Here is a 17,642-nt window from a genome sequence, read left to right as displayed (position 1 = left end):
GCTGCGCGTCTACGAGGGAATGTGGTAGTTTCTGTGGCAAAGACTGTAACACAAGCCCAAGGCTGGCCGAAGGCCCGACCGTCGGAGAAACAAACGGGTGATCCGGCGTTTCATCGCGCACGGGTAAGCCTTCGAAAGTCTCTTCATTCTCAGTGCTGACCGGAACCTCGCCAGTGAGTTCACTCGAAAACCCGATCGATATCCTGTCCTACTCGCGCTATGCGGCGCGCATGCTGGCAAGCCGTCCCGCGCTCGCCGAGGCACTGCCCGCCTTGGCCGAGCACCCCGTGGACGCCCGCTGGCTCGCCCGTCGTTTCGAAGCCATCACCGGCACGCAGCTGTCGCCGCCCGAGCAACCCGTGGGGGTCTCGGGGGTCGACGAGGCGGGCCTGGCCCGCGCGTTGCGCGTACTGCGTGCCGAAGCGTTGTGCGCCGTCATGCAGCGCGACCTGGACGGCCGTGCCGAGTTGTCCGAGGTCACCGAAGCCATGACGGCCCTCGCCGAGTTCGCCGTGCAGGCGGGCATGACCGTCCTCTCGCGCGACCTCGAAGCCATCCATGGCGTGCCGCGCAATGCGGAAGGGCAGCGCCAGACGCTCGCGGTGGTCGGCATGGGCAAGCTTGGCGGGCGCGAACTGAACGTCTCGTCGGACATCGACCTGATCTTCGTCTATGAAGAGGACGGCGACACGTCGGCCCCCGACGACGCCGATCCGGCGGCGGCGAGCCGCTTGCGTGCGCTCTCCAACCACGAATTCTTCACCAAGCTCGGCCGCAAGCTGATTGGCATGATTTCCGAACTTACGCCGGACGGCTACGTGTTCCGCGTGGACATGCGCCTGCGTCCCAATGGCGATTCGGGGCCGCTCGTGTGCAGCCTGCCGATGCTCGAAGAGTATTTCTACGTGCAGGGGCGCGAGTGGGAACGCTACGCGTGGATCAAGGGGCGGCTGGTGTCCGAGGTGGCAAGCGAGCCGGGCAAGCGCATCGAGCGGCTGCTCGCGTCGCTGGTCCAGCCGTTCGTGTATCGCCGTTACCTGGATTACGGTGTGATCGGCGCGATTCGTGCGCTGCACGAGCAGATTCGTCACGAGGCGGAGCGCCGCGCGCGCGCCAAGCCTGCACGGATCAACGACATCAAGCTCGGGCGCGGCGGCATCCGTGAGGTGGAGTTCTCCGCGCAGGTGTTCCAACTGATTCGCGGCGGGCAGGAGCCGGAGCTGCGCGTGCGGCCGACACTTTCCGTGCTGGGCGTGGCGGCGCGACGCGGCTGGCTCGCGCAGCACGTGGCTGACGAACTGGCGAACGCCTACGTCTTCCTGCGCAAGCTCGAACACCGCATCCAGTATCTTGACGACGCACAGACGCACATTCTCCCGGCACCCGGCGATGATCGTCTCGCGGTCGCGCGCGCGATGGGCTTCCCCGACGAAGCGAGCTTCATGACCGTGCTCGACGAGCATCGCGAGTTCGTCGCCGCGCAGTTCGACGAGATCTTCGCGGACAAGGCGGGCGGCAACGGGCGCACGGCGGCGACGGGCGCGGGCGATTGCGAATGTCCGCCGGAATTGTGGAGCGAGTGTCTGGCCGACGAGACGCAAACGGGCGATCTCGGCAACCAGCTTGGGCGCCTCGGCTTCAGCGACGCCGACGGTGCCCTCGATCGGCTGCGCGCCGTCTGGACGTCGTCACGCTACAAGGCGCTGGGCGAGACCAGCCGGCGCCGCTTCGATCAACTTGTGCAGCGCGCCGTGGAGGGCGCGGCGGGCACGGGCGAGGCCGATGCCGTGCTCGCACGCCTGCTCGATCTGCTCTCGACCATCAGCCGTCGCAGTTCGTATCTGGCGCTGCTCACTGAATATCCGCGCGCGCTCGAGCGCGTCGTCAACGTGCTGGCCGGCTCGCGTTGGGCCGCCGGCTACCTGATCCGTCATCCGCAATTGCTCGACGAGTTGCTCGACGACGAAGCGCTCGCCGCGCCGTTCGACTGGCCGTCGTTCAAGACGCAGTTGCTGCTGAGCCTGAACGCGTCGGGCGCGGCCGGCAACGTCGAAGTGCAGATGGACATTCTGCGGCGCGCGCATCACGCCGAGGTGTTCCGCATCCTGCTGCTCGATTTGCAGGGCACGCTGTCGGTCGAAGCGATCGGCGACCGGCTCTCGGCGCTGGCGGACATCATCGTCGACGCGACGATCTCGACGGTCTGGCCGCACGTGGCCACGCGCCACCGCGAGGTGCCGCGCTTCGCGGTCATTGCTTACGGCAAGCTCGGCGGCAAGGAGCTGGGCTACGCGTCCGACCTCGACCTGATCTTCCTCTACGACGACGATGACGACCACGCCCCCGATGCCTATGCCGCGCTCGCCCGACGGTTCGTGACCTGGCTGACCGCGCACACCGGCGCGGGTACGCTCTTCGACGTCGATCTGCGGTTGCGGCCGAACGGCTTGTCGGGCTTGCTGGTGACGAGCGTCGAGAGCTTCCGTCAGTACCAGTTCCGCGAAGGCAATGCGAATACCGCGTGGGTCTGGGAACATCAGGCGCTCACGCGTGCGCGCTTCTGCGCCGGTGACGAGGCGATTGGCGAGACGTTCGAGAAGATCCGCGCGCAGGTGCTCGCTACGCCACGCGAGGCACTGCCGCTCGCGCAGGAAATCGTGGCGATGCGACGCAAGGTGCTGGATGGGCATCCGAACCCGACACCGCTCTTCGATCTGAAGCACGACCGTGGCGGCATGGTGGACATCGAGTTCACCGTGCAGTATCTGGTGCTGCTGCATTCGGGGGCGCATCCGGCGCTGCTGCGCAATGCGGGCAACATTGCGCTGCTGCGTGAAGCGGCGCAGCTCGGGCTGATCGAGGCGTCGCTGGCCGACGGTGCGGCCGCCGCTTATCGGACATATCGCAAGCGCCAGCACAAGTTGCGGCTCGATGGTGTGGAAACGGCGCGCGTGCCGGCCGACGATGTCGTGGGCGAACGCGACGCCGTCATGGCGCTGTGGGATTCGGTGTTTTCCAGCGTGGGGCCGGTCTGATGCGGTTCACGGGCGGTCGATGACCCGCCGCCCGTGATGGCACCGTGCGCGATCCGTGGGCAATGGGCAACGGGCCGCTCAGAGCGCGAGCATCTCTCGTGCGTGCTTGCGCGTCGTCGCGGTGATCTCGACGCCGCCGAGCATCCGGGCGATCTCCTCGACGCGTTCGGTGCGGCCGAGCGGCTCGATCTCACTCATCGTGGTATCGCCGTCGCTGCGTTTCTTCACGCGCAGATGCTGGTGGCCGAGCGCGGCGACCTGGGGCAGGTGGGTAACGCACAACACTTGCCGACCCTGACCCAGTTCGCGCAGAAGGCGGCCGACCACTTCGGCCACGGCGCCGCCGATGCCGGAATCGACTTCGTCGAAAATCAAGGTCGGGGTGAGGCTCACGCTGCTGGCGATCACCTGCAATGCCAGGCTGATGCGAGCCAGTTCGCCGCCCGACGCCACCTTGGCCAGCGGCCGTGTGGGCACGCCCGGGTGACCGGCGACGAGAAATTCGACCGTCTCCAGGCCGTACGACTGCGGCTCGGGGGTCGGGCTCAGGGCGACCTCGAAGCGTCCGCCCGGCATCGAGAGATCCTGCATGGCGCGCGTGACTTCGCGCGAGAGCGACGCCGCGGCCGCCGCGCGTGCCTTCGACAATGCGGCTGCCAGCGTCAGATAGGTCGCGTGCGCGGCGTCGGCCGCCGCGTGCATGGCGACCGTGTCCTGCGATGCGGTCAGTTCTTCCAGTTGCGCCCGGCGCTCCGCCTGCTCGGCGGGCAGTTGCTCGGGGGCGACGCGGAACTTGCGGGCCGCCGAATGCAGCGCATCGAGACGCTGCTCGACCACCGCCAGGCGCTCGGGATCGAGATCGATGCGTTGCGCGTAATGCGTGAGCGAGTGGACGGCTTCGCGAAGCTGGATCTCGGCCGGTTCCAGCGCGGCGAGGGCGTCGGCCAGCCCGGCGTCGATCTCGGCCAGTTCGCGAATCTGCTGCACCACGTGACCGAGTGACGGGACAATCGCGCCGTCGGCTTCCGCCAGCACGTCAAGCGCGCCCTGCACACCGTTGATAAGGCTGGCGGCATGCGACAGGCGGCGATGCTCGGCGTTCACTTCGTCCCATTCCCCGGCTTGCGGATCCAGCTTGTCGAGTTCAGCCGTCTGCCATTCGAGGCGTTCGCGCTCGAGTTGCAACTCGCGGTCGCGCCCGTGGGCTTCCTCGCAACGCTTGACGAGACGCCGCCATTCCCTGTGCGCCGCCGCCGTGTCCGCCGTGAGCGCGGTGGCACCGGCATGGGCGTCGATCAGACGGCGCTGCGCGTCGGGACGCAGCAATTGCTGGTGGGCGTGCTGTCCGTGAATGTCGACCAGCATCTCGCCGAGTTCGCGCAGTTGGGCGAGGGTGGCGGGTGTGCCATTGACGAAGGCGCGCGAGCGCCCGCCCGAGTCGAGCACGCGGCGCAGCAGCACGCCGCCGTGTTCTTCGAGCGTGAGCGCCTGCGCTTGCAGCCAGGCTTCGAGATCGGGACGGGCCGCGGCGTCGGCGGCGAATTCAGCGGTGATGTCGGCGCGCGTCTGTCCGGCGCGCACCATGCTGGCGTCGCCGCGCTCGCCCATCGCCAGCGCCAGCGCGTCGATCAGGATCGATTTGCCCGCGCCGGTCTCCCCCGAGAATACGGTGAAGCCGGCGGAGAATTCCAGGTCGAGACGGTCGACGATCACGAAATCGCGAATCGAGAGACTGCGTAGCATGGGAGGTTGGAGAGGGCGTGAAGTCAGGTCTGCGGCGAATCTTCGTCGGAGATATGCTCGTTCCAGTGCAGCTTGCGGCGCAGCGTCGCGTAGTAGTTGTAGCCGACCGGATGCAGGAAGGTCACCTGGTGTTCGGAGCGACCCAACAGAATCCGGTCGCCCTGACGCAGCTCGGCAAACGACTGCATGTCGAAGTTGGCGCCAACTTCGCGCCCGCCGGTGATCGTGATGACGATGTCGCTTGAATCGGGCAGCACGATCGGGCGGTTCGACAGCGCGTGCGGGGCGATCGGCACGAGCACCACGCCGCCGAGTCGCGGATGCAGGATCGGGCCGGTGGCCGAGAGCGCATACGCGGTCGAGCCGGTGGGCGTTGCGACGATCAGGCCATCCGAGCGTTGCTTGTACATGAAGCGGCCGTCGACATCGACACGCAACTCGACCATGCCCGAGATGCCCGAGCGGTTCACGACGACGTCGTTGAACGCGAGTGTCTCGAACAGTGTTTCGCTGTCGCGCTCGATGCGGGCGGCCAGCAGCGTGCGCTGCTCGGCTTCGAAATGCCCTTCGAGCATGGCCGGCACGACTTGCCGCATCTCGTCGAGCGGAATATCGGTGATGAAACCGACGCGACCGTGGTTCACGCCGATGAGCGGCACCTTCGAGGCGGCGAGCTGGCGGCCGACGCCAAGCATCGTCCCGTCGCCACCGATGACCACGGCCACATCGGCCTGCGTGCCGATCTCCTGGATATCGAGGGGGCGGTAAGGATCGGCGGCCGCGCCGATGTTGTGCGCCGTATCTCGCTCGAAGACGACGTGATGCCCCCGCTGGGCAATGCATGCCGCCAGCGTGAGCAACGGTTCGGCAACGCCGTCGGCATGGTATTTCCCGACGAGCGCTACGGTCTTGAAAGGGCTCCCTGTTTTCATGCCGCCATTACACCATAAGTCGATGACAGCAACCATCGGCACGCGCGGCATTGCCACCCCACTCGGGGTTTGCCGCGCGCCGTGGTTGTACATTTCGCGTTACAATTTTCGCCATGCTAGATCAACGTGCGCAGAAGCTACTCAAAACCCTGATCGAACGGTACATCGCGGATGGCCAGCCGGTGGGATCGCGCACGCTTTCCCGATACTCGGGACTCGATCTGTCTCCGGCGACCATTCGCAATGCGATGGCCGATCTCGAGTCGCTCGGCTTCGTGGCCAGCCCGCATACGTCCGCCGGCCGCATTCCCACGCCGCGCGCCTACCGGCTGTTCGTCGACACCATGCTGACGGTGCGCCCGCTCGGCGATGCCGTGCATCAATTGGCGTCGCAGGTCCAGACGCGCTTGCAGCCGGCGGGGCCGCAGCAACTGGTCGCCTCGGCTGCGGAGGTGCTCTCGAATCTCTCGCAGTTCGCGGGCGTGGTGCTGACGCCGCGCCGTAGCCAGACCTTCCGGCAGATCGAATTCCTGCGGCTGTCCGACAAGCGCGTGCTGCTTATCATCGTCACCCCCGACGGCGACGTGCAGAACCGCATCATCCTGACGGAAAAGGACCATTCCCCGGCGCAACTGGTCGAGGCGGCGAACTACCTGAACGCCCATTTCGGCGGCCAAAGCTTCGATGAGGTGCGCGCGTCCTTGCGTGGCGAACTCGATGCCCTGCGTTCCGACATGAGTGCCTTGATGCAGGCGGCCGTTCAGGCGGGCAGCGACGCCATGGCCGACACCTCGCGCGAGAGCGTGCTGATCTCGGGCGAGCGCAATCTGCTGGGCGTGGAAGATCTGTCGTCGAACATGGAGCGGCTGCGCAAGCTGTTCGACGTGTTCGAGTCCAAGACCGGCCTGCTGCAGTTGCTCGACGTCTCGAGCCGGGCGCAGGGCGTCCAGATTTTCATCGGTGGCGAGTCGAGTCTCGTGCCGATCGAAGCAATGACCGTCATCACGGCGCCCTACGAAGTCGACGGCGAAGTGGTCGGCACGCTGGGCGTGATCGGCCCGACGCGCATGGCCTACGATCGTGTGATTCCGATCGTCGACATCACGGCCAAGCTGCTTTCCAACGCCCTCAGCCAGCACTAGGCGGCGTCGGCGCCGGTGCGTCGCGTCATCCCCGCGCGTGGTCACGAGAAGCTCTCCGTTACACCCCTGTAGCATTCCTTTACACGCGGTCACACGCGGCAGGCTTAGCCTTGAGGTGTCACTTGCGGCGAGGCGGCCATCACGGCATTCGCCGAAGGATTCGGACAGAGCAACAAGGTGACGCGGCCGATCCAACGCTCGGCGCGTGCACCGGACAGGCCCGGAGTGTCTATGAAATCCCTGATTTCCTGGCAGACGATGGTTCGTTGTCTCGGCGTCGGGCTTGCGCTTGGGGCCCTTGGCGCGGCGGGTCTCCCCGCGCTGGCGCAGGCACCGAGCGCCGATCCCCCGGGGCGCGTTGCGCGTCTGAACGAATTCGACGGCACCGTCACATACGCCCCCGCAGGCACCAACGACTGGCGCTACGCCGACCGCAACCGGCCGCTCACCACGGGCGATGCCATCTGGGTCGAGCGCAACAGCCGCGCGGAGATGCACGTGGGCGGCACAGCGGTTCGCATGGGGCCGTCCACGAGCGTCGTGCTGTCTGCGGTGACTGACCAGAATGTGCAACTGAACGTAACGCAGGGCACGGTCGGCCTGCGACTGCGGGCTTTCGATCCGAACCAGCCTTACGAGATCGATACGCCGAATCTGGCGTTCGTCCCGCAACAGGCCGGTGAGTATCGTGTCGATGTCGATCCGAATGGGGCGACGACCGTGAGCGTCTGGCGCGGGGCGGCCACGGTGTACGGGCAGGGCGCGTCGGTGCCGTTGCAGCAGGGGCAACGGGCGGCATTCGTGGGGCAGAACCTGGCGCAGCAGCCGGCCGGGCCGTTCGTGGCCGATGCCTTCGACCAATGGGTGCATCAGCGCGACGCGCGGGAGGATGCCTCCGTCGCCGCGCGCTACGTGTCGCGCGACGTGACCGGCTTCGAAAGCCTGGACGACTACGGCGCGTGGCAGGAAACCCCGAGCTACGGCGCGGTGTGGGTGCCGTCTGACGTGCCGGCGGGCTGGGCACCCTATCGCACCGGTCATTGGGCCTGGGTCGACCCGTGGGGATGGACCTGGGTCGACGATGCGCCGTGGGGCTTCGCGCCCTATCACTATGGACGGTGGGCGTACGTCGATGCGCGTTGGTGCTGGGTGCCGGGGCCGGTCGCGGTGCGTCCGGTGTATGCCCCGGCGCTGGTCGGCTGGGTGAGCGGCAATAGCGGCGGGAACGCGTGGGGGATCGCGTTCGCGGCAGGCGGCGCGGGGCTCGCGTGGTTCGCACTCGGTCCGCACGACGCTTACCGTCCGGCGTATCACGCCAGTCCGTCCTACGTCACCAACATCAATCGGTCGACGGTGATCCGGACGACCAACGTCACGAATATCAACGTCAACAACGTGTACGTGAACCGTAACGTGCGCGGCGCCGTCTCGACGATGCCGGCACAGGCTTTCGTGCAGGGCCGTCGGGTCGGCGCGCCAGTGGCATTGGCCACCCCGCACGCGGGTCAGCCTTGGCGCGTGGGCAATACGCCGGGTGTCGCGCCGGTGCGGCAGAGTGTGTTCGGCAACAGTCGGCCGGCGGCAGGCGCGCCGCCAGCAGGCGTGTTCAACCGACAGGTGCTCGCCACGCGTGCGCCGGTCGGCCGCGCCATGCCGTCGCGCGAACTGACGAGCACGTTGCACACGGTGCCGAATGCCGGGGGCGCGCCACTGGTGTTTGATCAGAACGCGCAACAACGCCAGAACGGAAGGCCAACGGGGCCAAACCCGCAAGGGCACGTGCAGCCGCGTGTGACGGTCGTTGGCACACATGGGCCGGCCGGTGCGCCGATCGGGGGGGAGGGGGCTGCGCCCGCGCAGCCGCCCCTCAAGGCAATGGGAGCCACAGGCGCGCAAGCGGCTCATGGGGGATTGCCGCCGACCCACACGGTACCGCCGACGCAGGGCGCGCCGGGACGCTCACGCGTACCGGGTGAGCCTGCCGTGCCGGGAGTTCCGGGAGAACCTGGTGTGCCAGGTGTGCCGGGGCGTAGCGTTTATCAGAATCGTCCGGGGCAGTCCGGGCCGCAGGGCCAACCGCCGGTGCGCAGTGAACAGGCCGTGCCGTTCGGCGTGCCGCATCCGCCGCAGATGGCACGGCCTCAACCGCGTCCGGAGCCGCAGGTCGAGCGCCCGCAAATCGCGCCGAGACCTCAGCCGCAGGTCGAGCGCCCGCAAGTCGCGCCGAGACCTCAGCCTCAGGTCGAGCGCCCGCAAGTCGCGCCGAGACCTCAGCCGCAGGTCGAGCGCCCGCAAGTCACGCCGAGACCTCAGCCGCAGGTCGAGCGCCCGCAAGTCGCGCCGAGACCTCAGCCGCAGGTCGAGCGTCCGCAAGTCGCGCCGAGGCCTCAGCCTCAGCCGGGGCGCCCGCAGGCACCGCCTCGGCCGCAACCGCAGGCGGTGCCGCACCCTCAACCGAAGGAACCTCCGCAGCCTGCGCCGCGCGAACGCAAGCCGGAAGGGGCGCAGGCTCCCGCGCATGACGTCGAGCATCCCGCGGCGTCGTCGCGTCGTCCGTCGCGCGAGGGCGAGCCCCCGAGCGGCTGATTGCCGCACCGTACGCCGCTATCCGGCGTTATCTCAGGCTGACGGCGGGTGCACTGGGTTCGGAGCTCGGCACCCGCTGCCCGCCTTGCGGTAAAGTACGCTCCATGCGCTTCGATCCCGAACCCATTTCGCATGGCCAGACCGGCAAGACTGCCGTTCTGCTGATCAACCTCGGCACGCCCGACGAGCCGCGTCCCGCGGCCGTGCGCCGCTACTTGCGCGAGTTCCTGTCGGATCCTCGCGTCGTGGAAATTCCCCCGCTGGTGTGGCAGCCGTTGCTGCGGCTGGTGATCCTGCCGTTCCGCTCGCGGCAGTCGGCGCAGAAGTACGCGACGATCTGGACTCGCGACGGCTCGCCGCTCAAGGTGAACACCGAGTACCAGACCAACGCGTTGCGCGCCTTGCTGCATGCCAATGACTATGATGTGGTCGTCGACTACGCCATGCGCTACGGCAACCCGTCGATTCCGGAGCGCATTCGCGCGCTGCGGCAAAACGGCGTCGAGCGCATCCTGGTGCTGCCGCTCTATCCCCAGTATTCGAGCAGTACGACCGCCACCGCCACCGACGCGGTGTTCCGCGTGCTCGGCCGGCTGCGCAATCAGCCCGACGTGCGCACGGTGCGCGACTATCACGATCACCCAGCGTATATCGAGGCACTGCGTCAGCAGGTTGAAGGCTATTGGCAGCAGCACGGCCGGCCCGATTTCCAGTCGGGTGAGCGACTGTTGCTGAGCTTTCACGGCGTACCGCGCCGCACGCTCGACCTGGGCGATCCGTACCACGATCAGTGCGTGAAGACCGCGCGTGCGCTGGCCGCCGCGCTCGGTCTCGACGAGACGACCTGCCGTCTCACGTTTCAGTCGCGTTTCGGCAAGGCCGAATGGCTGCAGCCGTACACGGCGCCAACGCTCGAGGAGTTGGGCCGCGGCGGCACGCCGCGCGTCGACGTGTTCTGCCCGGGCTTCACCTCCGACTGTCTCGAGACGCTCGAAGAAATCAATATGGAAGGCCGCCACGCGTACCTGTCCGCTGGCGGCAAGGCGTTCCACTTCATCCCTTGCCTGAACGGCGCGAGCGCCTGGATCACGGCACTCGGCGAAATTGCGGCGCGCCATCTGCAAGGGTGGCCGGTGCTGACGCCCGAGGGCGTTGCCCAGGCCGCGTCGGCGGCGGTGGCCTCGACCCGGCAGCGACAGGTCGCGGCCGTGGCGGCGTTCGATGAAGCCAATGCCGCAGCGGCCGCGCCGGCGCCGGGCCAGCCGGGAGCGAGCGCGTGACGGTCAAGGTCGACGATTCCCCGCAGGCCGCCACCCGCATCGACAAGTGGTTGTGGGCGGCGCGCTTCTTCAAGACGCGTTCGCTCGCCACGCAGGCCGTCGATCGCGGACGAGTGCTGTGCAACGACGCACGGGTCAAACCGGCGCGCGACGTACGCCCGGGGGATATCGTCACGGTGGACAACGGCAGCACGCGCTGGGAAGTGCGTGTGAAGGCCATCGCGGAAGTCAGGGGCTCGGCGCCAGTGGCGCAGTCGCTGTACGAAGAGACCGAAGCCAGTCGGCACGCGCGGGCCGACGAGAGTGAACGTCGACGTCTGTTCCAGGAGCCCGCCGCGCAACTGCACGGGCGGCCGACGAAACGGGATCGGCGGCGCCTGGGTGGCGTTGGCGAGTAAGAAGGGGCGTGCGAGAGCGCTGGCCTGTCGCTGCGCCGGCTGCGCTCTCGGGTGACTAGCGCGAAGGAATGTCGGGATCAGGCGAATTCACGGGAACGCCCGGCATTTCGAAGTCGTGATACAGCACGGCCCGCACGCCACCGTACTCGGTATCGCGGGGCGTGACGGCGCCGGACAAGCAGATCGTAATCGTGACCGTCGTCACCAACGCAAGGATGAAGAGAACAGCCAGCGGCAGCTTCATGATGCGCTCCTGAGAGAACACTCGACCGGGCGGGGGATGCCCGGTGAGCGGCCGGGTTCAGCGCGACACACGCATTCGCCAAACCGTATTTCATGTTAGGTCGCAGCAACGGCCGATACAATAGTGGACTCGTAACGCGTGTAACCGGATGTTTGCCGGCACGCGGCGCGCACCGGTACGGCGCACAGCGTGCCCGCCAGCCCTTGAAATCGGTGTGAACGGCCCTACTATCCAAAGGGATTTGAACCGGTGGCGCATCGTCGTGGTGCGCCGCAAGAACCTTTTGACGACTCAAGCTCATGACTGAACCGCAAAACACCCCCGACCAGCCGATTCCGTTCCAGGCTGAAACGGCCCCGACCGACGCTGCGGGCGCGAACGACGCGCTGCCCTCGGTCGAGGCGCAACTTCTGGCGGCACAGGCCGAGGCGGCAGCCCTGCGCGACGACGCCTTGCGCGCGCGCGCCGAGATGGAGAACGTCCGCCGCCGCGCGGAAGAGGATGTGGCAAAGGCCCGTAAATTCGCCGTCGAGAGCTTCGCGGAAAACCTGCTGCCGGTGATCGACAGCCTGGAAGCAGCCGCAGCCGACAACAGCGGCGATGTGGCCAAGCTGCAGGAAGGCGTGGCCCTGACGTTGCGCCAGCTCGTCTCGGCGCTCGAGCGCAGCCGGGTGACGGTGATCGATCCGGCCGGCGCGAAGTTTGATCCGCATCAGCACCAGGCCATCTCGATGGTGCCCGCCGAACAGGCGCCGAACACCGTCGTGGCGGTGCTGCAGAAGGGTTACCTGATCGCCGACCGCGTGCTGCGCCCGGCGCTCGTGACCGTCGCGGCGGCCAAGTAATGACATCGTGCCGGCGTCTAGCCCCATGACATCATGGCAAGCTTGGGCGTTCCGGCAGACGGCATGAGGTGCGGGACCCGGGACCTGCGCGCGTTTCCTGTCGACGGCGACGTTGGCATGAGGTGTGGCATAACCGGACGGCAAGAAGGGTCTTGAAATGGACCGGGCTGCACCCATATGACGTGCAGATCAACGATTTGAGCGGGCCACGGGCCCCACGGAACGACGCAAAGGACGCTAGGAGAAATAGACATGGGTAAAATCATCGGTATCGACTTGGGCACCACGAACTCGTGCGTGGCCGTCATGGAAGGCAATCAGGTCAAGATCATCGAGAACGCGGAAGGTGCGCGCACCACGCCGTCGATCATCGCCTATATGGACGATGGCGAGATTCTGGTCGGCGCACCGGCCAAGCGCCAGGCGGTGACCAATCCGAAGAACACGCTGTACGCGGTCAAGCGCCTGATCGGCCGTCGCTTCGAAGAAAAGGAAGTGCAGAAGGACATCGGCCTGATGCCTTACAAGATTGTCAAGGCTGACAACGGCGACGCCTGGGTGGAAGCGCGCGACCAGAAACTGGCCCCGCCGCAGATTTCCGCTGAAGTGCTGCGCAAGATGAAGAAGACGGCCGAGGACTACCTGGGCGAGCCGGTCACGGAAGCCGTGATCACGGTGCCGGCCTACTTCAACGACAGCCAACGCCAGGCCACGAAGGACGCGGGCCGTATCGCCGGGCTGGAAGTCAAGCGCATCATCAACGAGCCGACCGCTGCCGCACTGGCATTCGGTCTGGACAAGAAGGAAGGCGGCGACCGCAAGATCGCAGTGTATGACCTGGGTGGCGGCACGTTCGACATCTCGATCATCGAAATCGCGGACGTCGACGGCGAACACCAGTTCGAAGTGCTGTCGACCAACGGCGACACGTTCCTCGGTGGTGAAGACTTCGACCAGCGCATCATCGACTACATCATCGGCGAGTTCAAGAAGGAGCAGGGCGTCGATCTGTCGAAAGACGTGCTCGCGCTGCAGCGCCTGAAGGAAGCCGCGGAAAAGGCCAAGATCGAGCTGTCGTCGAGCCAGCAGACCGAAATCAACCTGCCGTACATCACGGCCGATGCCTCGGGTCCGAAGCACTTGAACCTGAAGATCACGCGCGCCAAGCTCGAAGCGCTGGTCGAAGAGCTGATCGCCCGCACGATCGACCCTTGCCGTCTGGCCATCAAGGATGCCGGCGTGAAGGTGAGCGACATCGACGACGTGATCCTGGTCGGCGGTATGACCCGCATGCCGAAGGTGCAGGAGAAGGTCAAGGAGTTCTTCGGCAAGGAACCGCGCAAGGACGTGAACCCGGATGAAGCCGTGGCGGCAGGCGCCTCGATCCAGGGCTCGGTCCTCTCGGGCGACCGCAAGGACGTGCTGCTGCTCGACGTGACGCCGCTTTCGCTGGGTATCGAAACGCTGGGTGGCGTCATGACGAAGATGATCACGAAGAACACCACGATCCCGACGAAGCACTCGCAAGTGTTCTCGACGGCCGACGACAACCAGCCGGCCGTGACGATCAAGGTGTATCAGGGTGAGCGCGAGATGGCCGCCGGCAACAAGTCGCTGGGCGAGTTCAACCTCGAGGGTATTCCGCCCGCAGCACGCGGTACGCCGCAGATCGAAGTGACCTTCGACATCGACGCCAACGGCATTCTGCACGTCGGCGCGAAGGACAAGGCGACGGGCAAGGAAAACAAGATCGTCATCAAGGCGAACTCGGGCCTGTCGGATGCCGAGATCGAGCAAATGGTGAAGGACGCCGAGTTGAACGCCGAGGAAGACAAGAAGGCGCGCGAACTGGCCGACGCCCGTAATCAGGGCGACGCACTGGTCCACAGCACCCGCAAGGCGCTGACCGAATACGGCGAGAAGATCGAAGCGTCGGAGAAGGAATCGATCGAGTCGGCCATCACGGCACTGGAAGGCGCGTTGCGCGGCTCGGACAAGGCGGACATCGATGCCAAGGTCGAGGCGCTGGGCACGGCCAGCCAGAAGCTCGGCGAGAAGATGTATGCCGACATGCAGGCGCAAGCCGGTGCTGCGGGCGCCGCAGGTGCCGAGCCGGGCAATTCGCATGACGATAACGTCGTCGACGCCGAAGTGAAGGACGTCACCGACAAGAAGTAAGGCGTGCATGGCGCGCGACGCACGCAAGGGTGCGTCGCGTGTGGGCCGGGTCTCGAAGTTCTCTGCCAAGAGAATCTCGACCCGGCTTTTTGCCTGATGGCGACATGCGCCAACATTGGAAAGACTTATGGCCAAACGTGATTACTACGAAGTGCTTGGCGTTGCCAAGAACGCTGCCGACGACGAAATCAAGAAGGCGTATCGCAAGCTGGCGATGAAGTACCATCCGGACCGCAATCCGGACAGCAAGGACGCCGAAGAGAAGTTCAAGGAAGTCAAAGAGGCTTACGAGATGCTCTCCGAGCCGGAGAAGCGCGCCGCGTACGACCAGTACGGCCACGCGGGCGTCGACCCGAACATGGGTGGCTTCGGCGGGGCGGGCGGACAGGGCTTCGGCGGCTTCGCGGACGCGTTCGGCGACATCTTCGGCGACATCTTCGGTCAGGGTGGCCCCGGAGCGGCGGGCGGCCGTGGTGGCCGGGGCGGTCCGCAGGTGTATCGCGGCGCCGATCTGCGCTACAACATGGAGATCACGCTCGAGCAGGCCGCGAATGGTTTCGACACGCAGATTCGCGTGCCGAGCTGGGACGAATGCGAGATCTGCCACGGCAACGGTGCGAAGCCGGGCACAAAGCCCGAGACCTGCCCGACCTGTAACGGATCGGGCGCGGTGCGCATGTCGCAGGGCTTCTTCAGCATTCAGCAGACCTGCCCGAAGTGCCACGGCACCGGCTCATACCTTCCCGATCCCTGCACGAACTGCCACGGTTCGGGCAAGATCAAGAAGACCAAGACGCTGGAGATCAAGATCCCGGCGGGCATCGAAGACGGCATGCGCATCCGCTCGTCCGGCAACGGCGAGCCGGGCGTGAACGGCGGTCCGGCGGGCGACCTGTATGTGGAAATCCACATCAAGGCGCACAACGTGTTCGAGCGCGACGGCGACGACCTGCATTGCCAGATGCCGATTTCGTTTGCGACGGCGGCACTCGGCGGCGACATTGACGCCCCGACGCTGCACGGCAAGGCAACGTTCGAAGTGCCGGAAGGCACGCAGACGGGCAAGACGTTCCGCCTGCGCGGCAAGGGCATCAAGGGGCTGCGCGCAAGTTATCCTGGCGATCTGTACGTCCATGTGCAGGTGGAAACGCCAGTCAAGCTCGACGACAAGCAAAAGCAAATGCTGCGCGACTTCGACACGGCGCTCAAGGCCGGCGGGGCTCGCCACAGCCCGCAGACAAAGGGTTGGTTCGACCGCGTGAAGCAGTTCTTCGAGTAATTCCATGCCATGTGAAGCCCCCTTGGCCGCGTTTGCGCTGTTGGACGACAGCGCGGATCCGGCGGGCGGGGCGCGTCTGTATACCGGGCTCGCGCGCGAGGTGACTTGCGACGAGCCCGGTGTGCTTCCGGACGCGCTTCGCGAAGTGGACGACGCCATGCGCCATGGCTTGCACGCCGTGTTGCTGGCCGACTACGAATTCGGTGTGCGCCTGGCGGGCGTGCAGACGGTCGCCACGCGTCGCGCGCGGGGACGACTGTGCGTCCTGCTGTTTCGCGAGTTGCGGCGACTCGATGCCACGCAAACGCAGGCGTGGTTGTCGCAGCGTGAAGCGGCGGATGCCGACGACGGCAGGGCGGTTGCGGTTGGCAGCGATGGCATTGCCCCGCCGGGCGTGGCAGGTGTCGCGGCGCTGCACAGCGACGTGAGCGACGCCGCGTTCGACGATGCCATCGCCCGCATCCATGACTGGCTCACGCAAGGCGAGTGTTATCAGATCAACTACACATACCGCTTGCATTTCGACGCGTTCGGCTCTCCGGTCGCGTTGTATCGCCGGTTGCGTGCGCGTCAGCCGGTACCTTACGGGGCGCTTGTCATGTTGCCCGGCGCGTCGGGCGTGGCCGGCCGGGCGATTCTCTCCCTCTCGCCCGAACTGTTCCTGCGCCATTCGCGCGGCCAGATCGAGGCGCGTCCGATGAAAGGCACGGCACCGGCCAGCGGCGACGCCTCGGTGGATGCCGAGCGCAGCGCCGCGCTCGCGGCCGACGAGAAGAACCAGGCCGAGAACGTGATGATCGTCGATCTGTTGCGCAACGATCTCGGACGCCTCGCGATACCCGGCTCGGTCAAGGTGCCGAAGCGCTTCGAGGTGACGCGATTCGCGAGTGTCCTGCAGATGACATCGACCGTCACGGCAACGCTACCGCCCGCGGCGACGTTTGCCGACGTGCTGCGCGCGCTGTATCCCTGCGGTTCGATCACGGGCGCGCCGAAACATCGCGCAATGCAACTGATCGGCGAACTCGAGGTGTCGCCGCGCGGGCTCTACACGGGCGCGATCGGCTGGCTCGATGTACGGGAAGACGACCCGCAAGCGCTCGGTGACTTCTGCCTGTCCGTCGCCATTCGCACGCTCGAACTCGACGCCCCAGACGCCCGCGGCCTGCGGCGTGGACGATTGGGTGTCGGCGCGGGTATCGTGCTCGACAGCCTGGCGGACGAGGAGCGCGACGAATGCACGCTCAAGGCGCGTTTCCTGAGCGCGCTCGATCCGGGCTTCCAACTCATCGAGACGATGCAGGCGACGCGTGCGTGCGGCGTGGCGCATCTCGCACGACATTGGGCGCGCCTCGCGGCGTCAGCGAAGTGCTTCGGCTTCCGCTTCGATGAAGCGGCCTTGCGGGCGCAGATCGACGCGCTCGTCGCCACGTTGAGCGATGACGGCGTTCACCGCGTGCGTCTGGCGCTCTCGCATGACGGCACGGTCGCGATGACGCATGGCGTGCTGGCACCGTTACCGGGCAAGCCCGTCAGGGTGCTGCTGGCAGCGGCCGACGATCCCGCGACCACGACCCGCGCGAACGACCTGTTCCTGCGACACAAGACAACGGTGCGCGCCCGTTACGATGCGGCCTGGAAGCTGGCGGAAGCGAATGGGGCGTTCGACACGCTGTGCTTTAACGAGCGCGGCGAGCTGACCGAGGGCGGGCGCAGCAATGTGTTCGTCAAACGCGACGGCGTCTGGATGACGCCGCCGCTGTCGTGTGGCGTGTTGCCGGGCGTGATGCGCAGCGTGATGCTCGACGACCCCGGGTGGGCGGCGCTCGAGGCGGTGCTCACCCGCGACGACGTGCTGAGCGCGCAGGCGATCGTCGTGTGCAATGCGCTGCGCGGCGCGCTGCCTGCCACGCTGTCGGCGGCGCCCTCAACGATGTCATCGGCCGCGTCAACCGCCTGACGTCGGGCGGCGCCAGTACG

At 66.7% G+C, this 17,642-nt stretch carries 12 protein-coding genes; 9 read left to right on the top strand and 3 right to left on the bottom strand.

Annotated elements, in window-relative coordinates:
* Window positions 1–173: 173 nt before the first annotated feature.
* Complete coding sequence (glnE, locus tag PTE31013_RS05735; RefSeq protein WP_150611857.1) at window positions 174–3,035, top strand: bifunctional [glutamate--ammonia ligase]-adenylyl-L-tyrosine phosphorylase/[glutamate--ammonia-ligase] adenylyltransferase; 2,862 nt, start codon at window positions 174–176, stop codon at window positions 3,033–3,035.
* Window positions 3,036–3,113: 78 nt separating this feature from the next.
* On the opposite strand, the gene recN is transcribed toward glnE, so the two are convergent.
* Complete coding sequence (gene recN, locus PTE31013_RS05730; RefSeq protein WP_150611856.1) at window positions 3,114–4,778, bottom strand: DNA repair protein RecN; 1,665 nt, start codon at window positions 4,776–4,778, stop codon at window positions 3,114–3,116.
* 23 nt (window positions 4,779–4,801) lie between these two features.
* Window positions 4,802–5,710, bottom strand: a complete 909-nt coding sequence (locus tag PTE31013_RS05725; RefSeq protein WP_150611855.1) for an NAD kinase — start codon at window positions 5,708–5,710, stop codon at window positions 4,802–4,804.
* Window positions 5,711–5,823: 113 nt separating this feature from the next.
* Between PTE31013_RS05725 and hrcA the strand changes: the two genes are divergently transcribed.
* The 4 genes from hrcA to PTE31013_RS05705 all read left to right on the top strand — a co-directional run bounded on the left by hrcA (window position 5,824) and on the right by PTE31013_RS05705 (window position 11,116).
* Window positions 5,824–6,852 (top strand): heat-inducible transcriptional repressor HrcA, encoded by a 1,029-nt coding sequence (hrcA, locus tag PTE31013_RS05720; protein WP_150611854.1) that lies wholly within the window; start codon window positions 5,824–5,826, stop codon window positions 6,850–6,852.
* A gap of 231 nt (window positions 6,853–7,083) precedes the next feature.
* Window positions 7,084–9,438, top strand: a complete 2,355-nt coding sequence (locus PTE31013_RS24725; protein ID WP_174978441.1) for a DUF6600 domain-containing protein — start codon at window positions 7,084–7,086, stop codon at window positions 9,436–9,438.
* 104 nt (window positions 9,439–9,542) lie between these two features.
* Window positions 9,543–10,718 carry a ferrochelatase gene (hemH, locus tag PTE31013_RS05710; RefSeq protein WP_150611853.1) on the top strand — a complete coding sequence of 392 codons (1,176 nt, stop codon included), beginning with the start codon at window positions 9,543–9,545 and terminating at the stop codon, window positions 10,716–10,718.
* On the top strand, window positions 10,715–11,116 hold the full coding sequence (locus PTE31013_RS05705) for an RNA-binding S4 domain-containing protein (protein ID WP_150611852.1): 402 nt from the start codon (window positions 10,715–10,717) through the stop codon (window positions 11,114–11,116). Before hemH ends, PTE31013_RS05705 begins: the two co-directional genes overlap by 4 nt.
* 55 nt (window positions 11,117–11,171) lie before the next feature.
* Here PTE31013_RS05705 and PTE31013_RS05700 read toward each other — a convergent pair whose 3' ends face one another.
* Window positions 11,172–11,360 carry a hypothetical protein gene (locus tag PTE31013_RS05700; RefSeq protein WP_150611851.1) on the bottom strand — a complete coding sequence of 63 codons (189 nt, stop codon included), beginning with the start codon at window positions 11,358–11,360 and terminating at the stop codon, window positions 11,172–11,174.
* A gap of 299 nt (window positions 11,361–11,659) precedes the next feature.
* On the opposite strand from PTE31013_RS05700, the gene grpE reads away from it, so the two are divergent.
* The 4 genes from grpE to PTE31013_RS05680 all read left to right on the top strand — a co-directional run bounded on the left by grpE (window position 11,660) and on the right by PTE31013_RS05680 (window position 17,622).
* Window positions 11,660–12,205: a nucleotide exchange factor GrpE gene (gene grpE, locus PTE31013_RS05695; RefSeq protein WP_150611850.1), complete on the top strand. Its 546-nt coding sequence runs from the start codon at window positions 11,660–11,662 to the stop codon at window positions 12,203–12,205.
* Between the two features lie 252 nt (window positions 12,206–12,457).
* The gene (gene dnaK, locus PTE31013_RS05690) at window positions 12,458–14,383 is read left to right on the top strand and encodes a molecular chaperone DnaK (protein ID WP_150611849.1); all 1,926 of its coding nucleotides are present in this window, start codon (window positions 12,458–12,460) and stop codon (window positions 14,381–14,383) included.
* A gap of 127 nt (window positions 14,384–14,510) precedes the next feature.
* Complete coding sequence (gene dnaJ, locus PTE31013_RS05685) at window positions 14,511–15,662, top strand: molecular chaperone DnaJ (protein WP_150611848.1); 1,152 nt, start codon at window positions 14,511–14,513, stop codon at window positions 15,660–15,662.
* Between the two features lie 4 nt (window positions 15,663–15,666).
* Window positions 15,667–17,622, top strand: a complete 1,956-nt coding sequence (locus PTE31013_RS05680) for a chorismate-binding protein (protein WP_150611847.1) — start codon at window positions 15,667–15,669, stop codon at window positions 17,620–17,622.
* Window positions 17,623–17,642: the final 20 nt, after the last annotated feature.

It is taken from the genome of Pandoraea terrigena, from assembly GCF_902459705.1.
Lineage (GTDB): Bacteria > Pseudomonadota > Gammaproteobacteria > Burkholderiales > Burkholderiaceae > Pandoraea > Pandoraea terrigena.
Note: the sequence above shows the minus strand (reverse complement) of the source record. Positions and strands in the feature narration are given on the sequence as shown.

What these genes read in the sequence shown, in the direction of transcription:
- recN (WP_150611856.1), bottom strand. Translation starts at nt 4,778, where the DNA reads ATGCTACGCAGTCTCTCGATTCGCGATTTCGTGATCGTCGACCGTCTC.
- PTE31013_RS05725 (WP_150611855.1), bottom strand. Translation starts at nt 5,710, where the DNA reads ATGAAAACAGGGAGCCCTTTCAAGACCGTAGCGCTCGTCGGGAAATAC.
- hrcA (WP_150611854.1), top strand. Translation starts at nt 5,824, where the DNA reads ATGCTAGATCAACGTGCGCAGAAGCTACTCAAAACCCTGATCGAACGG.
- PTE31013_RS24725 (WP_174978441.1), top strand. Translation starts at nt 7,084, where the DNA reads ATGAAATCCCTGATTTCCTGGCAGACGATGGTTCGTTGTCTCGGCGTC.
- hemH (WP_150611853.1), top strand. Translation starts at nt 9,543, where the DNA reads ATGCGCTTCGATCCCGAACCCATTTCGCATGGCCAGACCGGCAAGACT.
- PTE31013_RS05700 (WP_150611851.1), bottom strand. Translation starts at nt 11,360, where the DNA reads ATGAAGCTGCCGCTGGCTGTTCTCTTCATCCTTGCGTTGGTGACGACG.
- grpE (WP_150611850.1), top strand. Translation starts at nt 11,660, where the DNA reads ATGACTGAACCGCAAAACACCCCCGACCAGCCGATTCCGTTCCAGGCT.
- dnaK (WP_150611849.1), top strand. Translation starts at nt 12,458, where the DNA reads ATGGGTAAAATCATCGGTATCGACTTGGGCACCACGAACTCGTGCGTG.
- dnaJ (WP_150611848.1), top strand. Translation starts at nt 14,511, where the DNA reads ATGGCCAAACGTGATTACTACGAAGTGCTTGGCGTTGCCAAGAACGCT.
- PTE31013_RS05680 (WP_150611847.1), top strand. Translation starts at nt 15,667, where the DNA reads ATGCCATGTGAAGCCCCCTTGGCCGCGTTTGCGCTGTTGGACGACAGC.